The organism is Arsukibacterium sp., from assembly GCF_036735525.1.
GTDB lineage: Bacteria > Pseudomonadota > Gammaproteobacteria > Enterobacterales > Alteromonadaceae > Alishewanella.
The window spans coordinates 41,503-61,174 of sequence record NZ_DAINOE010000005.1 but is presented as its reverse complement, the minus strand read 5'-3'; the positions used below and the strand labels follow the sequence as shown (position 1 = coordinate 61,174).

Here is a 19,672-nt window from a genome sequence, read left to right as displayed (position 1 = left end):
TTAGAAACTGTCAGTCTGCGGTAGACTCTAGGGCTGTTTTTCTCAGCAATACCCGGAGTTTGCCGCCACCATGATTACGCTTTATGGCATCAAAAATTGCGACACCATTAAAAAAGCCCGTAAGTTTCTGGAGCAACACCAGGCTCCTTACCAATTTATCGATTACCGCCAGGATGGCCTATCGGCCGCATTACTGGCCAGTTTTAGTCAGCAACTTGGCTGGCAGAATTTACTTAACACCCGCGGCACCACCTTCAGAGCCCTGCCCGCTGAGCAAAAAGCTGATCTTAACGAGCAAACAGCGCTGGCATTGATGCTGCAACAACCGGCAATGATCAAACGCCCGCTGTTATTTAAAGACAGCACCTACTTGCTAGGTTTTAATGCCGAACAATATCAACAATTATTGGAACAATAACATGACCCTGTTGGACCCTCTGCACAACCCTGTTTTAGCGTTAGCCATGGACTTAATCAGCCGCCCTTCAATTTCGCCAGAAGATGCAGGTTGCCAAGCCCTGTTTGCCGGGCGTTTAGCGGCTATTGGCTTTGACATTGAAATGCTGCCATTTGAAGATACGTTAAATATGTGGGCGCGGTTTGGAAAAAACAAACCGCTATTTTGCTTTGCCGGGCACACTGATGTGGTGCCTACCGGGCCAGAAGCACAATGGCATACCCCGCCTTTTCAGCCGACTATCATTGGCGACACCTTATTTGGCCGCGGTGCGGCGGATATGAAAGGCAGCCTGGCCGCGATGTTGGTGGCCACTGAACGCTTTATCGCTCAAACACCAGAGCCGGCTTTTGATATTGCTTTTTTACTGACCAGTGATGAGGAAGGCCCCTTTATAAATGGTACTGTGCGGGTTATCGAGACGCTGGAGCAACGTCAGGAAAAAATTAACTGGTGTCTGGTTGGTGAGCCGTCTAGCGCTCAGCAAGTGGGTGATGTCATTAAAAACGGTCGTCGTGGTTCTTTAACCGGGCATTTAACGGTCAAAGGGATTCAGGGGCATGTCGCCTACCCGCATTTAGCCGATAATCCGGTGCACAAAGCCGCGCCCGCTCTGGCAGAACTGGCCGCAGAACATTGGGATAATGGCAATGCCTTTTTCCCGGCAACCAGCTTTCAAATTGCCAACATTCAGGCCGGCACCGGGGCATCAAATATCGTCCCGGGTGAACTAAAGGTCATGTTTAATTTTCGCTACAGCACTGAACTGACAGCAGAGCAATTACAGCAACGGGTCTACGCTATTTTGGATAAACATGGCCTGGACTATCAGCTCAGCTGGATTTTAAATGGCTTACCCTTCTTAACCGATAGCGGAAGCCTGGTTGAGGCTGTAGTAGGAGCAGTAGAGCAGGTGCAAGGGTTCAGCCCAAGGCTGGAAACCACCGGCGGCACCTCCGATGGCCGCTTTATTGCCCCCACGGGTGCACAAGTAGTTGAGTTAGGCCCCTGTAATGCCACTATTCATAAAATTAATGAATGCGTGTCTATTTCCGACCTAACCCTGTTAGCTGACATGTACCAGGCCTTACTGGTTAACCTGCAACAGCAACTCGTCAATGCCAACACTTAATATTACGCCACAAATGCTAACCGGGCGCAGCCAGCAGCATCTGTGCCCATTTAGCGCGCAGCACTTAGCGCATGCCCAGATGCTGGATGCCTGGCTGGCGTTATGCAAGGCCGCGATGGTGGATGGGATATCACTTCAGATTGTCTCGGCCTTTCGCAGTTTTGAGCGTCAGGCGGCCATATGGCAAGCTAAGTGTAACGGGCAGCGCCCTGTCTACAATTTACAGCAACAAATTGTGGATATCACACAGCTGAGTGGCCTCAAAAAACTAGAAGCCATCATGCTGTACTCCGCTTTGCCAGGCGCTAGCCGGCACCACTGGGGCACAGAGTTAGATTTGTATGATGCGGCGGCGGTTAGCTCAGATTATCAGCCGCAATTACTCACTACTGAATATCAAGCGGGAGGCCCTTTTGCCAGAATGGATGCCTGGTTAACTACTAACGCTGAAAACTTTGGTTTTTTCCGGCCTTATTTACGTTATCAGGGGGGGGTAGCGGCAGAACCCTGGCATCTGAGTTATGCGCCTTTATCTCAAGCCTTTTTAGCCGCGTTTTCTGTTGAAACACTGCGACAGGCTTTGCTGGCTCATCCTATTGCAGAACAGCAGTGCGTGCTAAGCGAATTACCTTACTTGTATCAGCACTACGTTGAAAATATCTGTGATCTGAGCAAGCAGAACCGATGAACTGGCCACTGACGCTAGCACTATTATTCGCTTTTGGGCTGATAATCAGTAACATATTACTACTGCTGCGGCTGGCCAATAAGCCATTTAAAGCCGCAGAAGTAAGCAACTCAACCACTACATCGAAGACTATGACGAAGACGAATCAAAAGACGAATAGCCCTGAACAAAACGTTGTAGCTGATCACGAAGATTAGGCGGCGTGCCCTTAATTACCAGCGTATCGGTTGCGGCATTATATTGCACCCGCTCACCCAGTAACTTCTCATCAAAACTTAACGACAAACCCGCGCCACTTCCATTAAATTTGACCAGTTGCTTCAGCTCTTTTACTTCAACCGGAAACTGCGCCGCTACCGCTAATTGCTGCTCCTGACAGTAATGTAAAAACCCATTTTGCTGCTCAGGATCTACTACTGCAGAGAGCTCCGTTAGCACCACTTCAAGCCCGGCTTTAGCGCGTTGTTCACAGTAATCAAATACCTCACGTCTGGCACTGGTTTTTTCAGCAGCATCAAACTCAGCAGCACTAAGATACTCTTCTACTCCTGCCAGCACTGTTTTACTGTTAGCTCTGGCATCAGTGGCTTCTTCACAACCAAGAAAGTCTAAGAAAAAATCGGCCACTTTGCGCCCGGCTCTGCCACGAATAAAGCTGATATAATGCCCCGCGGCCTGGTTAACCTGATACTCAGTTAAATCTATGCGCGCGGCCAGTTGCATGCGGGCAATGTCTAAATGTCGCGAAGTGGATAAATCTAGCTGATCGGTCAGCGCAAAGTGATCTTTACTGCCTAATAAGCAAATCAGTAAAAAATCACTGGTTAAAAAACGATAGTGCGCTAACAGTAAATAACCGCTTTCCGGAAGTTGATGCTGACTTAACTGCTGCACCAGGGCATCGGTGGCCGCTTTACTAAAGCCGGTAAAATTTGAGTTATCGCCTTGCCAGTCAGCTAAGGCGGTTACAAAGTGTTGTGGTTTTTCTGCGGTAAAAGCGGCATAGCCTTTGGCAGGTTTACCGTTATAGGCCAAATGTAACTGTTCAACTAAGGCGCCCACTTCCGGACTTAGGCTAATTAAACCATCCCGATAATGCGCTTTATGCTCACCATTGTCTGTCAGCGCTATATAGTTAATCGCCAAATGCTGCATCTGTACCGACATAATTTTTCCTGTTTATTCTGAAGTCTGTTACTATTCTACTTGTTTACTGTCGTTAATTTTCGAGTATTACATGCCAATTGTATCAAAATATTCTACTGCCCAGATCGAAAGCCTGGTGAATAAGCTGTTAGACACCCTGCATGCTAACCAGGCGACCACTGAACTTAGCCTGATGTGTCTGGGCAATGCCGTCAGCCATGTGCTTAATAGCAGTGTACCTGCAGCACAACGTCAGGCTGTCGCCAGCCATTTTAGTCAGGCCCTGCTTGACGCTGTTGATAGCAAAAGCAATTAATTACCATGGTGCTGGAGCAAAACCTTTCTTTAGTCAAAAAAGTGCACCGGCTGCTAAATTGGGGTCACTGGTTCAGTTTTTTTAATATACTGCTGGCACTGGTCGTCACCGCTGTGTACTGGTTATCTGAACCTGCGCCTGTGTCTTTTCTGGGCTGGGTCTATTTGTCACTGAACTGGTTTGGCCATACCGCATTTTTATGCTTCATGTTTTTTATCCTGACTATTTTCCCTTTGTGTCTGATTTTTCCTTATCAGCGCCATATAAGGGGCCTTGCTGCCGTGTTGGCCAGTTTGGGCCTGGTAGTACTGATATTTGATGCTTATGTCTATGCCCAGCTGGGCTACCATATTGGCAGCGCGTCTTATGATCAGACAGTGGAGTTATTACGCCAGCAAGTCGTGACCAATCTGCGAAACTTTATTGCTATTGTGCTGGTGGTAGGCGCAGTATTATTTGCAACCCAATTATTAATAGGTAATTTCTGCTGGAAAAAAATCAGCTATCTGAATCAGAGCACCTTTAAAAAACCCATATTAATATTTTTTATTGGTAGCTTTATGCTTAGTCACCTGCTGCATATCTACGCTGATGCCAACTTAAAATGGGATATTACCAAGCAAGACAATGTACTGCCCTTTTCATACCCTGCCACCGCCAAAAGTTTATTGTCGCGCTATCAACTGGTCGATTTGAGCCAGCGCGCTAAACGCCAGGCGGCATTTTTAACCCCTGACACACCACAGGCAGAATATACCGCATTACATTGTGGCCCTGCGCCTGCTGAATCCACCCTGATCCTGGTTAGTGAGCAGCTTAGCCCCTCACAAGTCACATTCTTTCGCCAGCAGGGATTTAGATTACACGATCAGCACTATGCACCAAGCAAGCCGCAAGAGGCCTTGCTAAATTTGTTGTATGGGCAGTTTTTATTAGACGAGCAGAGTCTTCAGCAGTTACAGCAAGCACCCAGTTGGTTACAACAGTTGCCTGCAAGCCTTGTCAGTATCCATACTCAAAGCAAAGCTCTGGCTTCTGAATTAAGCTGGTTAATGCCAATGCCTGCGGCGCCCTTTAGTGTGGTGTTCGATGATGAACCAGAATTACGCTTTGCTAACTATCAGCACTATCAACATATTGTACTGGTGCCGCTACACAGTAAACCGCAACAAGTGGCTCTGGCCCCGGTAACGATTCTGGTGCGTTGGCCCGCACTGACACAACAGTTAAAACAGCACGGCAGCCAACACTTAGATTGGTTACCCAGCTTGTTAGCCGCTGCGGGATGTAACAGTAGTAAACCTTTATTAGGTGATAATTTACTAGCGCCCAGCGCACTGCCCAAGTTGTTGCTTAGTCAGGGAGATATTATCAGTATTCGCAAAGACAAAATGATGCTGCTGCGCCAGGATGGCAGCCACAGCAGTTGGTCAGCCGGCACCTTAGTGCCATTAAATGAACGTTTAGATATTCCGATGCTGACTGACGCACTTAAACGACTGGATTAGCGCTACTGTAGTTGGCTGGGTGCTTTGATTCTTGGCCTTTTACCGGCCAGCTCCAGCTCGGCTAAATGAAACAAATTAGTATAAACGATGGGCGGTACCGGCTGTTGGTAACAGGCTAAAAAAGCTTGTTCTGCTTCTTTTATCACTTGCTGACTAAGCTGATCATACTGACTATAGCCGTCATATGATAAAGGCTCATCCAACTTACTCAACTCTAATTGCTGCTGGCGGCGCATAAAAAAATTCATCAGGAACTCGTACTGCTTAATATCCAGAAACTGCCGACAATCCATCTTACTACTCTCTTATTTATTGATGCTATTTATACGATGATAGGCGTAATTAGCTCAGTGTTACCAGCGGTAAAGTGGATTAATCGCGCTGCGCCGCACAAAAACAGTTACAATAGCATCGATAACATTCGCTAGTGGAGCAAACATGATCGCCTTAGGCACGCTTAATACCCTGACTGTGAAAAAACAGGTTAAATTTGGTTTTTATCTGGATGGCCTGAGCTGGGGTGAAATCCTGTTACCTAATAATGTTGCACCCGCCAATTTACAACCTGGCGACCTACTTGACGTGTTTCTGTATTTGGATTCGGAAGATCAACTGATTGCTACCACTGAAAAACCGGCCATTATGGTAGGCCAGGTGGACATGTTGCCGGTTGTTGCCAGCACTAAAGTCGGGGCTTTTTTAAACTGGGGCTTAAAAAAAGATTTGCTGGTGCCCTTTAGCGAGCAACTTATACCGTTAAAAGAAGGCCAACGCTATCTGGTGTACTGTTATGTCGACTTAAGCAACCGTATTGTTGCATCAACCAAATTAGACCGCCACCTGCATAAAACACCAGCGCAATATTCACCGGGTGATAAGGTGGATATTATTATCAGCGAAGCCACGGATCTTGGATATAAAGCCGTGATAAACCATCAACATTGGGGCGTGCTGTATAGCAATGAAGTGTTTAAGCCATTAAAACGTGGTGAGCAGATGATAGCCTATGTGGTAAAAGTGCGTGATGATGGCAAAATTGATCTACGTCTTAATTCCGCTACCTACAAGCAAGCTCAGGAGCTGACTAAGCGTATTCTCGACAAGCTAAAGCAAAATAACGGCAAGCTGGCCCTGACAGATAAAAGCTCACCAGAGTTAATATACGACATGTTTGGTGTCAGCAAAAAAGCCTATAAACAAGCCATTGGTACCCTGTATAAAGATAAAAAAATTGTGATCTTAGACGCTGGGATCATGCTCGTTGACAGTTAAATTAGCTGCGGCTGCCAGACTAGATGCCTTAAAACCTGTCGTTATCTGTCTGATTGCATTATTCCAACGCCATTCGGGCTTGATGGCAGTGTTGGCATTTGTCTCCGGCATTGCCAGTTACGTGCTGATTGATCGTAAAGAATCTATTGCCCAGATTATTGCTATTGTTATGTTGGCAAGCTGGTTGCTGCTGTTAGTAGATAGCTGGCTCAGAGCCAGTCTGTTTAAACATTTTGGCTGGAGTCTGTCGCCTGTTGTCGTGCGGTTTTTAACACAACTGGTGCATCAGGAAAGCTTATTTTTTGTACTGCCCTTTTTTCTGGTAGTCACCAGTTGGGATCATGCACAGGGCATATTCACTGGTTTATTAATTTTGTGCGCTTTAGTGTCTATAATCGACCCGCTTTATTATAAACATTTAGCCAGCAGATATGCGTTATTCGTTGCTTTTCATACATTTGCATTATTTGTAGTCTTACTGGTAGTACTACCCTTGTTATTACAATTGACCACTCAGCAAAGTTTGATAGCCGCGATTCTGGCCGCTTTAATCTTTAGCTTGCCCAGTTTAGCTAGGATATTGCCGCCAGGGCGTTGGTGGCGTTTTCCTTTGCTGGCTGGCATGCTGGCGTTAATGGCTGGCACCTTATGGCAATTACAAAACTGGATCCCGCCTGCGGGAATGCGGCTGACCACAATAATAGTGTCTCACCACGTCAATACCATTGAGCGTGAGCCAGGTGCTGCTATCACAGAACTCTCAGTTAATGAACTGCAACAAGGGCTTTTTACCTGGACTGCGGTACGGGCTCCACGTGGCTTACAAGAAAACATTTACCATGTTTGGCTGCATAATGGTCGTGAAGTTGAACGTATTATGCTAACCACTCGAGGGGGGCGGGAAGGCGGATATCGGGCATGGAGTCAAAAACGTGTATTTCCCCCTTATCCTGGTGGCAACTGGCAAGTCCAGATAGTGACTGAATCAGGCCGCTTAATAGGTTTAACGCGATTTCGTGTTACGCCAAACCCAGACGTTGATGCTGATAGCCCCTTACCGGCAGAGGCTGAATTGAGATCTGATGACATCACAGTGACGCCTGAAGTAACGCTCAATTCAAACTGACAGAATGATATAAACAAAAAGGGCCCAAAGGCCCTTAATTACTGATTAACGGTATATAGCGGCACTGCGGTTGGCGGGTTTTGACATCACCATATGCACGGCACTGGTAGCCCGCTCTAAAAAGCCACCTTCGCAGTAGCACAGATAAAAATGCCATAAACGAATAAAGTTGTCGTCGTAGCCCAATTGATGCACGGCATCACGTTGCTGCATAAAATTATCACACCAATGACGCAGTGTTTTGGCGTAATCAAAGCCAATATCATGTACCTGACGGATCACCATATCAGTTTTACTGCTAAGCGCATGCGCCATACGGCTAATCGAAGGCAAACAACCACCAGGAAACACATAGCGTTTAATAAAGTCGACTTCTTTCACGTACTGCTGGTACCTTTGGTCAACGATAGTAATGGCTTGCAATACCATTAAACCATCTGGCTTAAGTAAGCTGCTGCATTTTTCAAAATAGTTATCCAGGTAGTTATCACCTACCGCTTCAATCATTTCTATCGATACCAGCTTGTCGTACTGGCCAGTCAGATCGCGATAGTCTTCAAACAATAAAGTGATTTTATCTGCTAAGCCCAGCTCATTAACTCTGGCTTTAGCAAAGGCCAGTTGCTCAGCTGAAATGGTAGTAGTGGTGACCTTACAACCATAATGCTGGGCAGCATAAATAGCCATACCGCCCCAACCGGTGCCAATTTCCAGCAGATGATCGTCAGCCGTTAACTGTAATTTTTCACATATCTGCTGTAATTTATGTTGTTGCGCCATACTTAAGTCAGCTTGTTCATGCGGGTAAACCGCACTGGAATACATCATGCTGTTATCTAAAAACAGCTGATACATGTCATTCCCCAAATCATAATGCGCAGCAATATTTTTCTTTGCTTGCTGTTTACTGTTGGTATTTCGCCAATCTAACAACTTCAGTAGCGGCCGCCCCAGCCGGGTCCAGCTGGCATCCATACCATCGAGTAAACTGAGGTTTTTTGCAAATATCCGAACTAAACTGGTTAAATCATCGCAGCGCCAGTAGCCATGAATATAAGCTTCACCGCCGCCGACTGAGCCGGCTAACACCAGTTTTTGATAAAACGCAGGATCAAGTACAGTGATGGTGACTTTAAGCGCAGCACCCGCTTCGCCTAATTGTAACTGCTCATCCCCTTCTATCAGGGTGATATCACCATGGCGTAACTCAGCTAAAAATTTCAGACTGAACTTGCGACACAAGCGGTCGAGTAAACTCAGATTATCAAATACAGCATTATCGGTTAACGATAAACTCATAACTTAAGATCCCTTGGATTTTTGATGCGGATAATAGGGTACACCTTTTATAAACAACTTTAATGCTTGCCAATAAATTCGCCACATTACCTGTACGTTTTGCCACGGATGCCGGATCAGGATGCGACGACGGCTGGCGGCGTCCAGCGTAAAGCGCTGCAAGCTAAACCAGGCACTGAATACTGCTTGTTGCTCTTTAAAATTAGTAATACTGCAATACAGTTGCTCTGCAGGCGCGGGTATCTGCCAGCGATACTGCATATCTATGGGGTTAAATGGCGATACATGAAAAGCTTTATCATGCTGATATAGCATTAACGCGCTATCAATAGTTTGCAGGTAATAATGACGTTCATTCCAGGGCGTATTGCTGACTTCAGCCAGTAAATAACAGAATTCATCGGCCTCATCATAACAATAGTACAAGGTAAGCGGACTGAAATAATAACCCCAATTCGCCAGTGGTGTTAGTAAAAATACTTTTGACACCGCCTTCATACCACCTAACAACTTTACTTTGTCACGCACAGCCTGTGCTAAATCGGCTACCCCCGCCAGGTAATCTGTACGTCGGTAACTCAGCGCGGCAAAACGGTTACAACTAATACCATGCAACGCCAGACTACCGTTGTGTAACATAGCCGCATCCAGCCAATAGCTAGTGTAGGCATAGTCAAAACCATGCTGCTTAGGTAAAAAGCGTTTATGGCCCACCCTGCCGCAATACACTGCATGTCCTGATTGCATCAGTAACTGACACCCAGCATTGCCGCCACATCGACCGCGCTGCGGGCACCATCCTCATGAAAGCCGTTATACCAATAAGCACCGCAAAAATAGCTGTGCTGCTTGCCATTGATGCTCTCACGTTGTTTCTGTGATTCGATGGTCATCATATTGTATACCGGGTGCGCATATTGATAGATGCCAAGTATGCTATCAGGGTCAATGGCCGCAATATTATTCAGCGTCACACAAAAAGTGACTGGCGCCGTTAACTGCTGCAAAATATTCATATTGTAAGTTAAAGTGGCACGCTGGCTCTGACTATTATCCAGATTATAATTCCATGATGCCCAGGCTGCTTTACGCTTCGGTAATAAACGGGTGTCAGTGTGCAGGACCACTTCATTTTGCTGATAGGCTATACCGCCAAGTACTGCTTGCTCTTGCGCGCTGGCATCCGCCAATAAGGCTAACGCCTGATCACTGTGACAGGCAAATACCACTTTATCAAATCGCTCCGTTTGACCATCAGCAAATGTGAGTAACACGCCTTGCTCATCACGGTTAACAGCTTTGATGTTCTGCTTTAATCGCAAATTGTCAGTGCCCAGTTTAGCCAGTAAGGCCTCAACATAACGCTTAGAGCCGCCTTTAATCACCGACCATTGCGGCCGGTTATTGATATTTAATAAACCATGGTTATTAAAGAAACGCAGAAAAAACCGTACCGGAAACTGTGGCATATCGGTCAGGCCTGCAGACCAGATAGCGGCGCCCATCGGCAGTAAATAATTATCTCTTACTGCTTTACCAAACTGGTATTTACTTAAGAAAACACCTAATTCCAGATCAAGATCGGCATGATCCTGTTCAATTAAACGCTTACCCAACTTATTAAAACGGGTAATATCCAATAACATGCGATAAAAAGATGGACGCATTAGATTGCGTTTTTGCGCAAACAGGCTGGCAAAACTATTGCCATTGTATTCCAGATCAGTCAGCGTATTTTTTACCGAAAAGCTCATTTCTGTAGGCAAAGATGCTACACCAAGCTCAGCAATAAACTTGTTAAACACCGGGTAAGTCCAGTCGTTAAACACAATAAAGCCAGTATCAATAGCATAGTGTTGCCCCTGATATTGGACATCAACCGTTGCCGTATGACCGCCCAGATAATCATTCGATTCAAATAAGGTTACCAGGTATTTTTGTTGTAATAAATACCAGGCCATCATGCCAGAAATACCACCGCCAATTACTGCTATGCGCATACGTCTTTTCCCGTCAGGCCTTCGCCATTCTATGTTTAATTTTAGTTGTTACAAAGCCAAGGACTGGCAAATGTTGGTACACCAAATCCGTTAAATCATAATAATCCCGATGATAACGAATTAACCCCTGGTGCCAGCGCAGTTCAGTGCAACCAGGCACGGTTATCGTGCGGCCTTTATTAATAGCCGGATGCTGCAAGGTCATCTGCCAACTGATAAAACCACAATCGGCGGAGGCGCTGTGAGACACCAGAGTAAACTGACAAGAGGTTAATCTTTGATAGGCATGTTCAAAATACTCTTGTAGCTGCCGGCAACCCTGGATTTGGTGGACAGGATCGATAAACTCTACCTCAGCATGGTACAGTGCTGTTAAGCCATGTAAGCCCTGATGTGACAGCTGGTTATAAAATGCCAGAAAGGCCGCTAGTCTGCTGTCCATTTGTTCAGTCATGCTATTGTTTCACCTCTTTAAATAAAGCCAGGGTAATTATACGGGCAGCAGCATGATCGACGACAGGCTTAGCGTACCCTTTAGGTGTAGATACTTTGTGCGGCCAATGAATAGATTTGGCATCAAGTTTATTAAGCTCAGGAATAAAGCCTTTAATAAAATCTCCGGCAGGATCAAACCGTTCGCTTTGTGTCACCGGGTTGAATATTCGAAAATAAGGTGCTGCATCTGTACCGGTCGACGCCGCCCACTGCCAGCCGCCATTATTGGCAGCAAAGTCGCCATCGATCAATCTTGACATAAAATACTGCTCACCCAGACGCCAGTCAACGTGCAGGTCTTTAACCAGAAAACTGGCGGCAATCATCCGCAATCTGTTATGCATCCAACCGGTTTGGTTCAGCTGACGCATCGCCGCATCAACGATTGGATATCCGGTATTACCCTGACACCAGGCGTTAAAAAGCGCGGGGTCATTCGGCCAGCGGATGGCAGCGGTTTCCGCTTGAAAAGGACGATGTTTTATCAGATCCGGGAAGGCTACCAGTATATGTTTGTAAAACTCACGCCAGATAAGCTCAGATAACCACACAGCTGCACCGCTCCTTTCAATGCTCAGTTGCGTAGCCGCCTCCAACTGCAAGCGGCTGACGCACTGCTGTGCTGATAACACCCCTATCGCCAGGTAGGCAGATAACTTAGAGGTACCCGGTTTTGCCGGAAAATCACGCTGCTGCTGATAATCCGCGACCTGTTGCTGACAAAACAGGCGCATTTGCTCAAGTACTTGGTGCTCAGCCACCGGCCAATCTGCTGAGCTGTTATCCCCCGCCAGCAAAGCAGGAAAGCCAGCTGTTGCTAGCGGCTGGACTACACTTTGCTTTAGCTGCTCAGTTATTGCCGCTAATTCAGTAGTTAACTGCGGCCTTTTCAAGCAAGTGATGCCGCGTTGCTCCAACTGATGTAGCCAGTTACGCTTAAAAGGCGTGAACACCTTATACACATCACCACTTTGTGTTTTGATGCTGCCAGGCGGCATAACACAAAGCTTATCGTACCAAAAACACGCAATGCCACGCGCTGCTAATAGCGCTGTAATCTTATGATCCCGATGCTGCTCTCTAAGCTCATATTCGGTGTGGGCGTAACATGCCGCCATACCCAAGTCTGCCAGCAACTGAAACAACGGCTGCATACTGGCATAGTCTGAGGCTTCTATCGCCAGTAAAGGGATATTAAGCTGAGCCAACTCCTGCTGTAACGCCTGCACCCGTCGTCTGATAAAATCTTGCTTAATCGGCGCCATATCATGCGCTTGCCAACTGTCTTTAGTCGCAGCAAACAATACCACTAAAGGTTGCTGTAAACGCTGTGCAGCTTCAGCGGCAAAATACAGCGCAGCGTTATCATAACAACGCAAATCATTACGCAGCCACACTAACTGAAAAGGTACTCCAGGCTTAGACATATCAGGCCCTCAAACCAAGTTGTTCAGGGTAAGGCTGTAAATAGCGCTGTGAAGATAAATAGGCATTCGGATGCTGTAGTAAATGATGCTGTAACAAAGTCACCGGTGCCATTAACGGCAAAAAACCCTGACGATAACGATGAATAGTGTCTGACAGTTGCTGCTTCGAGCTGGGACTGAGTACCGTTTTAAAGAATCCCTGCAAATGTTGTAAGGTATTAGCATGATTTTTTCTGGTGGCGATATGTTGCATCGCCTGCATTAAGTCGGTGATATATCGGATAGACAACTCTTCAGCTTTGAATAAACTGGCCGATGCCACCAGGCGGCCTAACTCACGGTAAGCCACCGGGTTGTGTGACATTATTAAAAACTTATAACGACTGTGAAATTTTACCAGTTTGCCCACAGTAAAACCGTCAGCCATGGATTGCTGGTAGTCATCTAAACTAAATACCCGACAAATAAAGTTTTCGCGAAGTAGCGGGTCTTGTAAACGGCCATCTTCCTCAACAGGAAGCCACGGATAGCGCTGCATAAGTTGCTGTGTATACAAACCAACCGTTACCTTACCCAGATTTTGGCCTTGCTCATCGTATAACTTTACCCGTTCCATGCCACAGGTAGGAGACTTAGCACAAACAATATAGCCTGATAACTGAGCTAAACGGGGTAACAGTTGCTCGGTGAAGGTCAGCATTTGTCCGGTATAATCCAGTGAGGTATCTTTGGTTTGCACCAGACGGATTTGATGCTGCGCATTACGTTGCAAGCGTATCGCCGGACGTGGCACCCCTAAACCAATAGCTTGCTCGGGGCAGACAGGCACAAATTGCACCCAGTTAGCCAGTTGCTGCGTACAAAAATTTGAGGCTTTGTGACCGCCATCAAAGCGTACTTTTTCACCTAATACACAGGCGCTGATCCCGATTTTTATCGACATAGCATTACCGACACAGTACTAACAACATAGTATTCCTGAACAAAATTTTTAACATGCCCGCAAACGCTGATGTTACACAGAGCTGAATTTTTTTCTTTACAGTAAGCAGGGTTGTTTGGATCAGTTAAACAGCTTTATTCAGATGAAAAAAAAACGACAGCATCTGTACTGAATAAATTTCGTACAGTTGCTATCGTTATTCCATTTAAAGCTGTCGGCAGGGATTAAGCTTTACTGGTTCCGCTTTCTACCCGCGATTTTAATTTTTGACCAGGACGGAAAGTCACTACGCAACGGGCTGATATAGGGATATCTTCGCCGGTTTTCGGGTTGCGACCTGGCCGTTCATTTTTAACTCGCAAGTCAAAATTACCAAAACCTGACAACTTTACCTGCTCGCCTGCTTCGAGCGCTACTCGAATCTCTTCAAAAAAAGCTTCAACAATTAACTTAGCATCACGCTTGCTCACGCCAAACTTGGTAAACAACCGTTCTGCTATATCCGCTTTGGTCAGCGCCATTCTTAATCCCTCAACGTTGCATCGAACTCATCTTTAAGCACGCTAACCACTTGATTTACAACAGCTTGAATATCTTTATCTTCAAGTGTCCGTGCTCTATCCTGCAAAGTCAACGCGATAGCCAGCGACTTAAAGCCATCTGCCACGCCCTGCCCTGTGTATACGTCAAATAATCTTAGGTCAACTAGTTGATTTACGCCAACTTTTTTTATAGTAGCAACTATATCAGCAAAATGCACTGTGGATTTAACCGCCAACGCCAGATCGCGACGGTTAGCAGGATACTTCGATAACTCCTCCGCCTGCACTATTTGACGCTCACCTAGGGCAGAAAGCTCCAGTTCAAACAGCATCGCTTTACCCTTAATACCAAGTTTACGCTCGGCTTCCGGGTGTAATGCCCCCAGCATGCCGACAACTTTACCCTGACGGTAAATCGCCGCCGTTTGGCCCGGATGTAAGGCACTATGTTCAGCTGCAGCAAAGTGCACACTGTCATTGTCAGACAACAATGATAGCAAGGCTTCAACGTCTCCTTTGAGGTCAAAAAAATCAACCGGACGCTCAGCTATAGCCCAGTGTTCATTAGCTAAAGAACCAACAATAACACCACCGAGCACAGCAACCTGGCGTACACCACCTTCTGCTGCGGCATCTGGCACAAATTTAAGACCATATTCAAACAACCTTAAACGGTTTTGCTGTCTGTTTTGATTGTATTGCACTGCCTGCAATAAACCTGGCCACAAATTTAATCGCATCGCCGACATATCGGCAGATATCGGATTGGGTAAGGTTAACGCGGCATCATTCGGAAACAATACTTGTTGTACTTTAGGATCCACAAAGCTATAGGTAATCGCTTCCTGATATCCACGCGCCACCAACAGCTCGCGCATCAGCTGCACATCCAGCGCCGCCTCATTAAACTTGCGCATCTGTAATGCCGCCACTGGCGCTACGTTAGGAATGTTGTTGTAACCATAGACCCTGGCGACTTCTTCAATCAGATCTTCGGCAATACTCAAATCAAAACGGTAACCCGGCACCTGCACCTGCCAACCGTCAGCAGTGTCTGTGACTTGCAGTCCTAAACGACTAAAAATTGCGCTCACTTCAGCTTTATCGATACTGATCCCTAAAATGCGGCTTAATTTAGCATCACTCAGGCTGATGTGCGCCACCTTTGGCAAGTGCTCTTTGGCTACAGCTTCTACCACAGGCCCGGCTTCACCGCCGCAGATCTGCAGCAATAATGCGGTGGCGCGCTCCATGGCTGCATGCTGCAGTTCTGGGTCCACACCGCGTTCATAGCGATGCGAAGCATCGGTATGCAAGCCATATTGCCGCGCTTTACCCGCTATGGCTAAAGGCGCAAAAAAGGCACTTTCTAAAAACACATCTTTGGTCTGGGCTGTCACACCGCTGTGCAAACCACCAAATACCCCGGCCATTGCCAGCGCTTTGCTGTTATCAGCGATAAGCAGTGTGTTGGCGTTTAACGTCACCTCAGTCTCATCCAACAAGACCATGGTCTCGCCAGCCGTGGCCAAACGCACATTAATATCGCCGTCTATCTGGGCTAAATCAAAAGCATGCATCGGATGCCCCAACTCCAGTAACACAAAGTTGGTAATATCCACTACCGCATCAATGCTTCGCACACCACAGCGACGCAGTTTTTCGGTTAACCATAGGGGGCTTGGCGCCGACACATTCACATTACGCACCACCCGGCCCAAGTAGCGGGGGCAAGCATCAGGGGCACTCAGGGTAATGCCTTTAACATCAGTAATGGTGGCGGCAACAGCCTTGATCACAGGCTCACAGACCTGCAATTTATTTAATACCCCAACTTCCCGGGCCAAGCCTTTAATACCCAGACAATCAGCGCGGTTTGGTGTTAAATCCACTTCTATAATGCTGTCGTCTAACTGTAAATACTGTCGGATACACTGGCCCAGAGGTGCATCTGCAGGTAATTCGATAATACCATCAAAGCCATCTGCTATGCCCAACTCTGAGAACGAGCACAGCATGCCATTTGATGGCTGCCCGCGTAACTTGGCGGTTTTAATTACAAAATCGCCAGGCAATACAGCACCTACTTTGGCTACCGCCACTTTTAGCCCTTTACGGCAATTTTTAGCACCACATACAATGTCCAGCAGCTCAGCGCCGCCAATATTGACTTTGGTTACCTGTAATTTATCGGCATCCGGATGCGGGCCACACTCAACCACTTCACCTATCACCACACCGCTGAACGAACCGGCAACAGCCTCAATACCATCGACTTCCAAACCGGCCATGGATAACTGTTCAGATAAGGTGTGGGTGTCAATGGCTGGGTTTACCCACTCGCGTAACCAGGCTTCACTGAATTTCATCTAGATTAACTCCACTTATCTGAACTGTTTTAAGAAACGTACATCGTTTTCAAAGAAAGCACGCAGGTCTGTCACACCATAATGCAGCATGGTCAGACGCTCTACGCCCATACCAAAGGCAAAACCACTGTATATTTCAGGGTCAATACCTACCGAGCGTAAAACGTTCGGGTGCACCATGCCACAACCCAGTACTTCCAGCCATTTGCCATTTTTGCCCATAACATCGACTTCAGCGGAAGGTTCTGTAAAAGGGAAAAAGGAGGGACGAAAACGCACTTGTAAATCCTGCTCAAAAAAGTTCTGCAAAAAGTCATGCAAAATGCCTTTGAGCTCAGTAAAGCTGACGTTTTTATCGACCATCAAGCCTTCTACCTGATGAAACATCGGCGTATGCGTTTGATCGTAATCATTGCGGTATACCCGACCCGGCGAAATAATCCGCAACGGCGGTTGTTGTTGTTCCATAGTGCGGATTTGGACCCCTGAGGTCTGAGTACGCAACATCTGCTTAGGATTAAAATAAAAGGTATCGTGATCTGCCCGTGCCGGGTGATGCTCGGGAATATTCAGCGCATCAAAGTTGTGAAAATCATCTTCGATTTCGGGACCATGCTTGGTTTCAAAACCCAGCTCACTGAAAAAGCTTTCAATACGGGCAATAGTGCGGGTTACCGGGTGTAAGCCACCCTGCTCCAAGCTGCGTCCAGGCAGGGTAACATCAATTTTTTCTTGTGCCAGCTTGCTTAATAGCTGAGCTTGCTGCAAAGCATCACGCTTTTGATTCAGCGCATCCTGAACCTGTTGTTTCAGCTCGTTGATATGTTGGCCAGCCAGTTTACGTTGTTCTGGATCCATGGCACCAAGCGATTTTAATAATTCAGTGATATGGCCTTTTTTGCCCATAAAGGTTACACGAACCTCTTCCAGGGAGGCGATATCTGTGGCCTCGGCAACCGCTTGCAAGGCTTGGTGTAATATTGCTGTCAGGTTCATTTAATTCCTCAATCCAGCGTCGGTACTAAAAGCCGGTTATGATACACCAGATTACGCGGCAAACGCAGAGATTATCGACACTTTTTCTGCCAATCTCTGGCTAAAAAGCCAAGTTAATCAGGCTAAAACCTTAGAATTTCTTTAATAAAGGGAATGGTTAATTTTCGCTGGTGCACAATGGAGGCTTTATCCAGCTTGTCTAAAATGGCGACTAACGCACGAATATCCCGTTGCTGACGATTTAACAGAAATCGGGCCACTTCATCGGGTAAATCCATGCCGCGCAAGCGGGCTTTTTGTTGTAGCAGTTTTTGTTTGTCGTCATCTGTCAGCAAGCGCAACTGAAAACTGCTGCAGGCCTGCAAGCGTGACAATAAATCCGCCAGCTGAATGCCTAAGGCTGAGGGGGCTTCGTCACCGACAATAATTAACGCCTTGCCCTGCTCTAACATGCGGTTATACAAATCAAACACCGCAATTTGCCAACTCAGATCCCCGGCTATCGCCTGAATATTATCAAGACAAACTAAATCTAATTGCTCCAGATTATCCAGAATACGCGGACTGAGCTGATCGCTGTCTTGTAGCGCCAATAGCTGACTGGTTAAGCCCTGCTCTTGCGCCTGCACACAAGCAGCATACAAAAGATGGCTTTTACCGCTGCCAGCTGCACCAAATAAATAGATCGGGGCGGCCATAGCGGGTTGCTGAAGATAATGTTTTACACAGTTAACGACTTCGCCCTGGCCGGCGCTGTAAAAACTATCGAGCGTCTCATCCTCTGGTAGGGTAACGGCCAGGGTGTACTGCAATGGCTGCATCTAACGACCAATAAAACGATAATACAACTGCGGCGCCGGGCTCTGAGTTTGGCCTTGGTATTGGCTCTGTTCAGAGAAAAAAGCCGGCAGACGGTTTGCTTGCGCTTGCAAACGACTGTCGAATTGTAAAATTTGTTGTAACTGCTCAGCACTGATGTCAGCGCGTAGTGAAATCTGGCTGAAATCCGCTTGATAGCGGTTAACTGTGACATCAGTTACACCCAAAATCTGACTGAAACTGCGCTCTAATGCCAGCAAATCTTGCCAACTCATGCTGCCATCAATCTGTAAAGTAAGCAGCTGACTGTTTTCAGGCTTGGGTAAAACGGCATATTGTGCTGCTAACTCTGCCACTAAACTGTTGGCGTACAGAGCTAACAACTCACTGGCATCAGCCGCAGCTAACTCACCCCTTAAGGTCCTGCCTTGCTGCTGCCGTTGCCAGTTAAGTCGCCAGGGCTCCTCGACGCTGGAAGTGCGCTGCTCTAACATCAGAATAATGACTTCGTCAGGCCGGTAACGTTGGCTGGCTTGCTGAATTTGTGTCCAAAAACCGGCCCAGACATCGGTTTCATTAAGGCTTAGCAAGTCATCGATATCGTAAAGCGGTAAAGTTAGCGGCAACGCATAATCGGATAGCACTTGCTTTAATGGCTGTAATACCGGGTCCTCTGGATCACGGATGAACTGGCGCTGGCCGTCACTTTGTTGTACCAGCCAAATAAGCATATTTGGCCGATGCGCGCCCCACACCGGGATCTGCTCTGCAATCAATAACTGATTTATGCGCTCAGCATCTAACAATACTCTGATACGATTGCCATCAGCGTGTCGCACCGCTTCAAATTGCTTAACATAGCCTGCTGCCCGGCCAAGTTCAGCTCTAATCGCCGGGCGCTCTAAAATACCGGATTCACCACTGACACGGTTTAACACTTGCGCCAGAGCAGCTCGTTGCCATTCACGTTGCGGTTGGTCAGCGCTGACGTCGGCCAGGTAAATATTGGCTACTTCTGACGCTGTCACTGGCAACCACAGCAAACAGCACATCATCAAACAAGCTAGTTTTTGCAATTTCGCCCCCGCCACAACCTGAAAAATCATTAAACGCTTATTTAACCGTATTAACAGTAAC

At 46.8% G+C, this 19,672-nt stretch carries 20 protein-coding genes; 7 read left to right on the top strand and 13 right to left on the bottom strand.

The genetic code is table 11. The features are described 5' to 3' along the window. The first annotated feature begins 70 nt into the window (after positions 1-70). From V7D78_RS02085 to V7D78_RS02075, 3 genes are read left to right on the top strand one after another with little or no spacing between them, the layout of a single operon-like run. Positions 71-418: an ArsC family reductase gene (locus V7D78_RS02085; protein ID WP_333606767.1), complete on the top strand. Its 348-nt coding sequence runs from the start codon at positions 71-73 to the stop codon at positions 416-418. A 1-nt stretch (position 419) separates the two neighbouring features. Continuing rightward, on the top strand, positions 420-1,589 hold the full coding sequence (gene dapE / locus V7D78_RS02080) for a succinyl-diaminopimelate desuccinylase (protein ID WP_333606766.1): 1,170 nt from the start codon (positions 420-422) through the stop codon (positions 1,587-1,589). Further along, entirely contained in the window at positions 1,576-2,277 is a 702-nt protein-coding gene (locus tag V7D78_RS02075; protein ID WP_333606765.1) for a M15 family metallopeptidase, read from the top strand. The genes dapE and V7D78_RS02075 overlap by 14 nt, the downstream gene beginning before the upstream one ends. Positions 2,278-2,406: 129 nt before the next feature. Here V7D78_RS02075 and yejK read toward each other — a convergent pair whose 3' ends face one another. After that, positions 2,407-3,444 (bottom strand): nucleoid-associated protein YejK, encoded by a 1,038-nt coding sequence (yejK, locus tag V7D78_RS02070; RefSeq protein WP_333606764.1) that lies wholly within the window; start codon positions 3,442-3,444, stop codon positions 2,407-2,409. Between the two features lie 70 nt (positions 3,445-3,514). Between yejK and V7D78_RS02065 the strand changes: the two genes are divergently transcribed. After that, complete coding sequence (locus tag V7D78_RS02065; protein WP_333606763.1) at positions 3,515-3,739, top strand: DUF1414 domain-containing protein; 225 nt, start codon at positions 3,515-3,517, stop codon at positions 3,737-3,739. Between the two features lie 5 nt (positions 3,740-3,744). Continuing rightward, a complete protein-coding gene (locus tag V7D78_RS02060; protein ID WP_333606762.1) occupies positions 3,745-5,247 on the top strand; it encodes a DUF3413 domain-containing protein in 1,503 nt (500 codons plus the stop codon). Between the two features lie 2 nt (positions 5,248-5,249). Here V7D78_RS02060 and V7D78_RS02055 read toward each other — a convergent pair whose 3' ends face one another. Beyond that, on the bottom strand, positions 5,250-5,540 hold the full coding sequence (locus tag V7D78_RS02055; RefSeq protein ID WP_333606761.1) for a hypothetical protein: 291 nt from the start codon (positions 5,538-5,540) through the stop codon (positions 5,250-5,252). A 145-nt stretch (positions 5,541-5,685) separates the two neighbouring features. On the opposite strand from V7D78_RS02055, the gene V7D78_RS02050 reads away from it, so the two are divergent. Together V7D78_RS02050 and V7D78_RS02045 are read left to right on the top strand one after the other, a co-directional pair. Beyond that, positions 5,686-6,519 (top strand): CvfB family protein, encoded by an 834-nt coding sequence (locus V7D78_RS02050; protein ID WP_333606760.1) that lies wholly within the window; start codon positions 5,686-5,688, stop codon positions 6,517-6,519. Further along, positions 6,509-7,645, top strand: coding sequence for a DUF5924 family protein (locus V7D78_RS02045; RefSeq protein ID WP_333606759.1), 1,137 nt, complete (start codon positions 6,509-6,511; stop codon positions 7,643-7,645). The genes V7D78_RS02050 and V7D78_RS02045 overlap by 11 nt, the downstream gene beginning before the upstream one ends. A gap of 45 nt (positions 7,646-7,690) precedes the next feature. Here the strand turns inward: V7D78_RS02045 and V7D78_RS02040 are convergent, their stop codons facing one another. The 11 genes from V7D78_RS02040 to V7D78_RS01990 all read right to left on the bottom strand — a co-directional run bounded on the left by V7D78_RS02040 (position 7,691) and on the right by V7D78_RS01990 (position 19,611). Continuing rightward, positions 7,691-8,944, bottom strand: coding sequence for a cyclopropane-fatty-acyl-phospholipid synthase family protein (locus V7D78_RS02040; RefSeq protein ID WP_333606758.1), 1,254 nt, complete (start codon positions 8,942-8,944; stop codon positions 7,691-7,693). A 3-nt stretch (positions 8,945-8,947) separates the two neighbouring features. Then, positions 8,948-9,691, bottom strand: coding sequence for a DUF1365 domain-containing protein (locus V7D78_RS02035; RefSeq protein ID WP_333606757.1), 744 nt, complete (start codon positions 9,689-9,691; stop codon positions 8,948-8,950). Then, positions 9,691-10,944, bottom strand: coding sequence for an NAD(P)/FAD-dependent oxidoreductase (locus V7D78_RS02030; RefSeq protein WP_333606756.1), 1,254 nt, complete (start codon positions 10,942-10,944; stop codon positions 9,691-9,693). The genes V7D78_RS02035 and V7D78_RS02030 overlap by 1 nt, the downstream gene beginning before the upstream one ends. 13 nt (positions 10,945-10,957) lie before the next feature. Then, a complete protein-coding gene (locus V7D78_RS02025) occupies positions 10,958-11,398 on the bottom strand; it encodes a nuclear transport factor 2 family protein (RefSeq protein WP_333606755.1) in 441 nt (146 codons plus the stop codon). A gap of 1 nt (position 11,399) precedes the next feature. Next, positions 11,400-12,866 carry a deoxyribodipyrimidine photo-lyase gene (phrB, locus tag V7D78_RS02020; protein ID WP_333606754.1) on the bottom strand — a complete coding sequence of 489 codons (1,467 nt, stop codon included), beginning with the start codon at positions 12,864-12,866 and terminating at the stop codon, positions 11,400-11,402. A gap of 1 nt (position 12,867) precedes the next feature. Continuing rightward, complete coding sequence (locus V7D78_RS02015) at positions 12,868-13,809, bottom strand: YbgA family protein (RefSeq protein ID WP_333606753.1); 942 nt, start codon at positions 13,807-13,809, stop codon at positions 12,868-12,870. Positions 13,810-14,033: 224 nt separating this feature from the next. Beyond that, positions 14,034-14,330, bottom strand: a complete 297-nt coding sequence (gene ihfA / locus V7D78_RS02010; protein WP_333606752.1) for an integration host factor subunit alpha — start codon at positions 14,328-14,330, stop codon at positions 14,034-14,036. A 2-nt stretch (positions 14,331-14,332) separates the two neighbouring features. Next, on the bottom strand, positions 14,333-16,720 hold the full coding sequence (pheT, locus tag V7D78_RS02005) for a phenylalanine--tRNA ligase subunit beta (protein WP_333606751.1): 2,388 nt from the start codon (positions 16,718-16,720) through the stop codon (positions 14,333-14,335). A 15-nt stretch (positions 16,721-16,735) separates the two neighbouring features. Continuing rightward, entirely contained in the window at positions 16,736-17,716 is a 981-nt protein-coding gene (gene pheS / locus V7D78_RS02000) for a phenylalanine--tRNA ligase subunit alpha (RefSeq protein WP_333606750.1), read from the bottom strand. Between the two features lie 122 nt (positions 17,717-17,838). Beyond that, on the bottom strand, positions 17,839-18,537 hold the full coding sequence (hda, locus tag V7D78_RS01995) for a DnaA inactivator Hda (RefSeq protein WP_333606749.1): 699 nt from the start codon (positions 18,535-18,537) through the stop codon (positions 17,839-17,841). Continuing rightward, positions 18,538-19,611 (bottom strand): DUF2066 domain-containing protein, encoded by a 1,074-nt coding sequence (locus V7D78_RS01990; RefSeq protein WP_333606748.1) that lies wholly within the window; start codon positions 19,609-19,611, stop codon positions 18,538-18,540. Between the last annotated feature and the right edge of the window lie 61 nt (positions 19,612-19,672).

Excerpts from the sequence above, each read along its gene's own strand:
- V7D78_RS02085 (WP_333606767.1), top strand. The coding sequence starts at position 71 with ATGATTACGCTTTATGGCATCAAAAATTGCGACACCATTAAAAAAGCC.
- dapE (WP_333606766.1), top strand. The coding sequence starts at position 420 with ATGACCCTGTTGGACCCTCTGCACAACCCTGTTTTAGCGTTAGCCATG.
- V7D78_RS02075 (WP_333606765.1), top strand. The coding sequence starts at position 1,576 with ATGCCAACACTTAATATTACGCCACAAATGCTAACCGGGCGCAGCCAG.
- yejK (WP_333606764.1), bottom strand. The coding sequence starts at position 3,444 with ATGTCGGTACAGATGCAGCATTTGGCGATTAACTATATAGCGCTGACA.
- V7D78_RS02065 (WP_333606763.1), top strand. The coding sequence starts at position 3,515 with ATGCCAATTGTATCAAAATATTCTACTGCCCAGATCGAAAGCCTGGTG.
- V7D78_RS02060 (WP_333606762.1), top strand. The coding sequence starts at position 3,745 with ATGGTGCTGGAGCAAAACCTTTCTTTAGTCAAAAAAGTGCACCGGCTG.
- V7D78_RS02055 (WP_333606761.1), bottom strand. The coding sequence starts at position 5,540 with ATGGATTGTCGGCAGTTTCTGGATATTAAGCAGTACGAGTTCCTGATG.
- V7D78_RS02050 (WP_333606760.1), top strand. The coding sequence starts at position 5,686 with ATGATCGCCTTAGGCACGCTTAATACCCTGACTGTGAAAAAACAGGTT.
- V7D78_RS02040 (WP_333606758.1), bottom strand. The coding sequence starts at position 8,944 with ATGAGTTTATCGTTAACCGATAATGCTGTATTTGATAATCTGAGTTTA.
- V7D78_RS02035 (WP_333606757.1), bottom strand. The coding sequence starts at position 9,691 with ATGCAATCAGGACATGCAGTGTATTGCGGCAGGGTGGGCCATAAACGC.
- V7D78_RS02030 (WP_333606756.1), bottom strand. The coding sequence starts at position 10,944 with ATGCGCATAGCAGTAATTGGCGGTGGTATTTCTGGCATGATGGCCTGG.
- V7D78_RS02025 (WP_333606755.1), bottom strand. The coding sequence starts at position 11,398 with ATGACTGAACAAATGGACAGCAGACTAGCGGCCTTTCTGGCATTTTAT.
- phrB (WP_333606754.1), bottom strand. The coding sequence starts at position 12,866 with ATGTCTAAGCCTGGAGTACCTTTTCAGTTAGTGTGGCTGCGTAATGAT.
- V7D78_RS02015 (WP_333606753.1), bottom strand. The coding sequence starts at position 13,809 with ATGTCGATAAAAATCGGGATCAGCGCCTGTGTATTAGGTGAAAAAGTA.
- ihfA (WP_333606752.1), bottom strand. The coding sequence starts at position 14,330 with ATGGCGCTGACCAAAGCGGATATAGCAGAACGGTTGTTTACCAAGTTT.
- pheT (WP_333606751.1), bottom strand. The coding sequence starts at position 16,720 with ATGAAATTCAGTGAAGCCTGGTTACGCGAGTGGGTAAACCCAGCCATT.
- pheS (WP_333606750.1), bottom strand. The coding sequence starts at position 17,716 with ATGAACCTGACAGCAATATTACACCAAGCCTTGCAAGCGGTTGCCGAG.
- hda (WP_333606749.1), bottom strand. The coding sequence starts at position 18,537 with ATGCAGCCATTGCAGTACACCCTGGCCGTTACCCTACCAGAGGATGAG.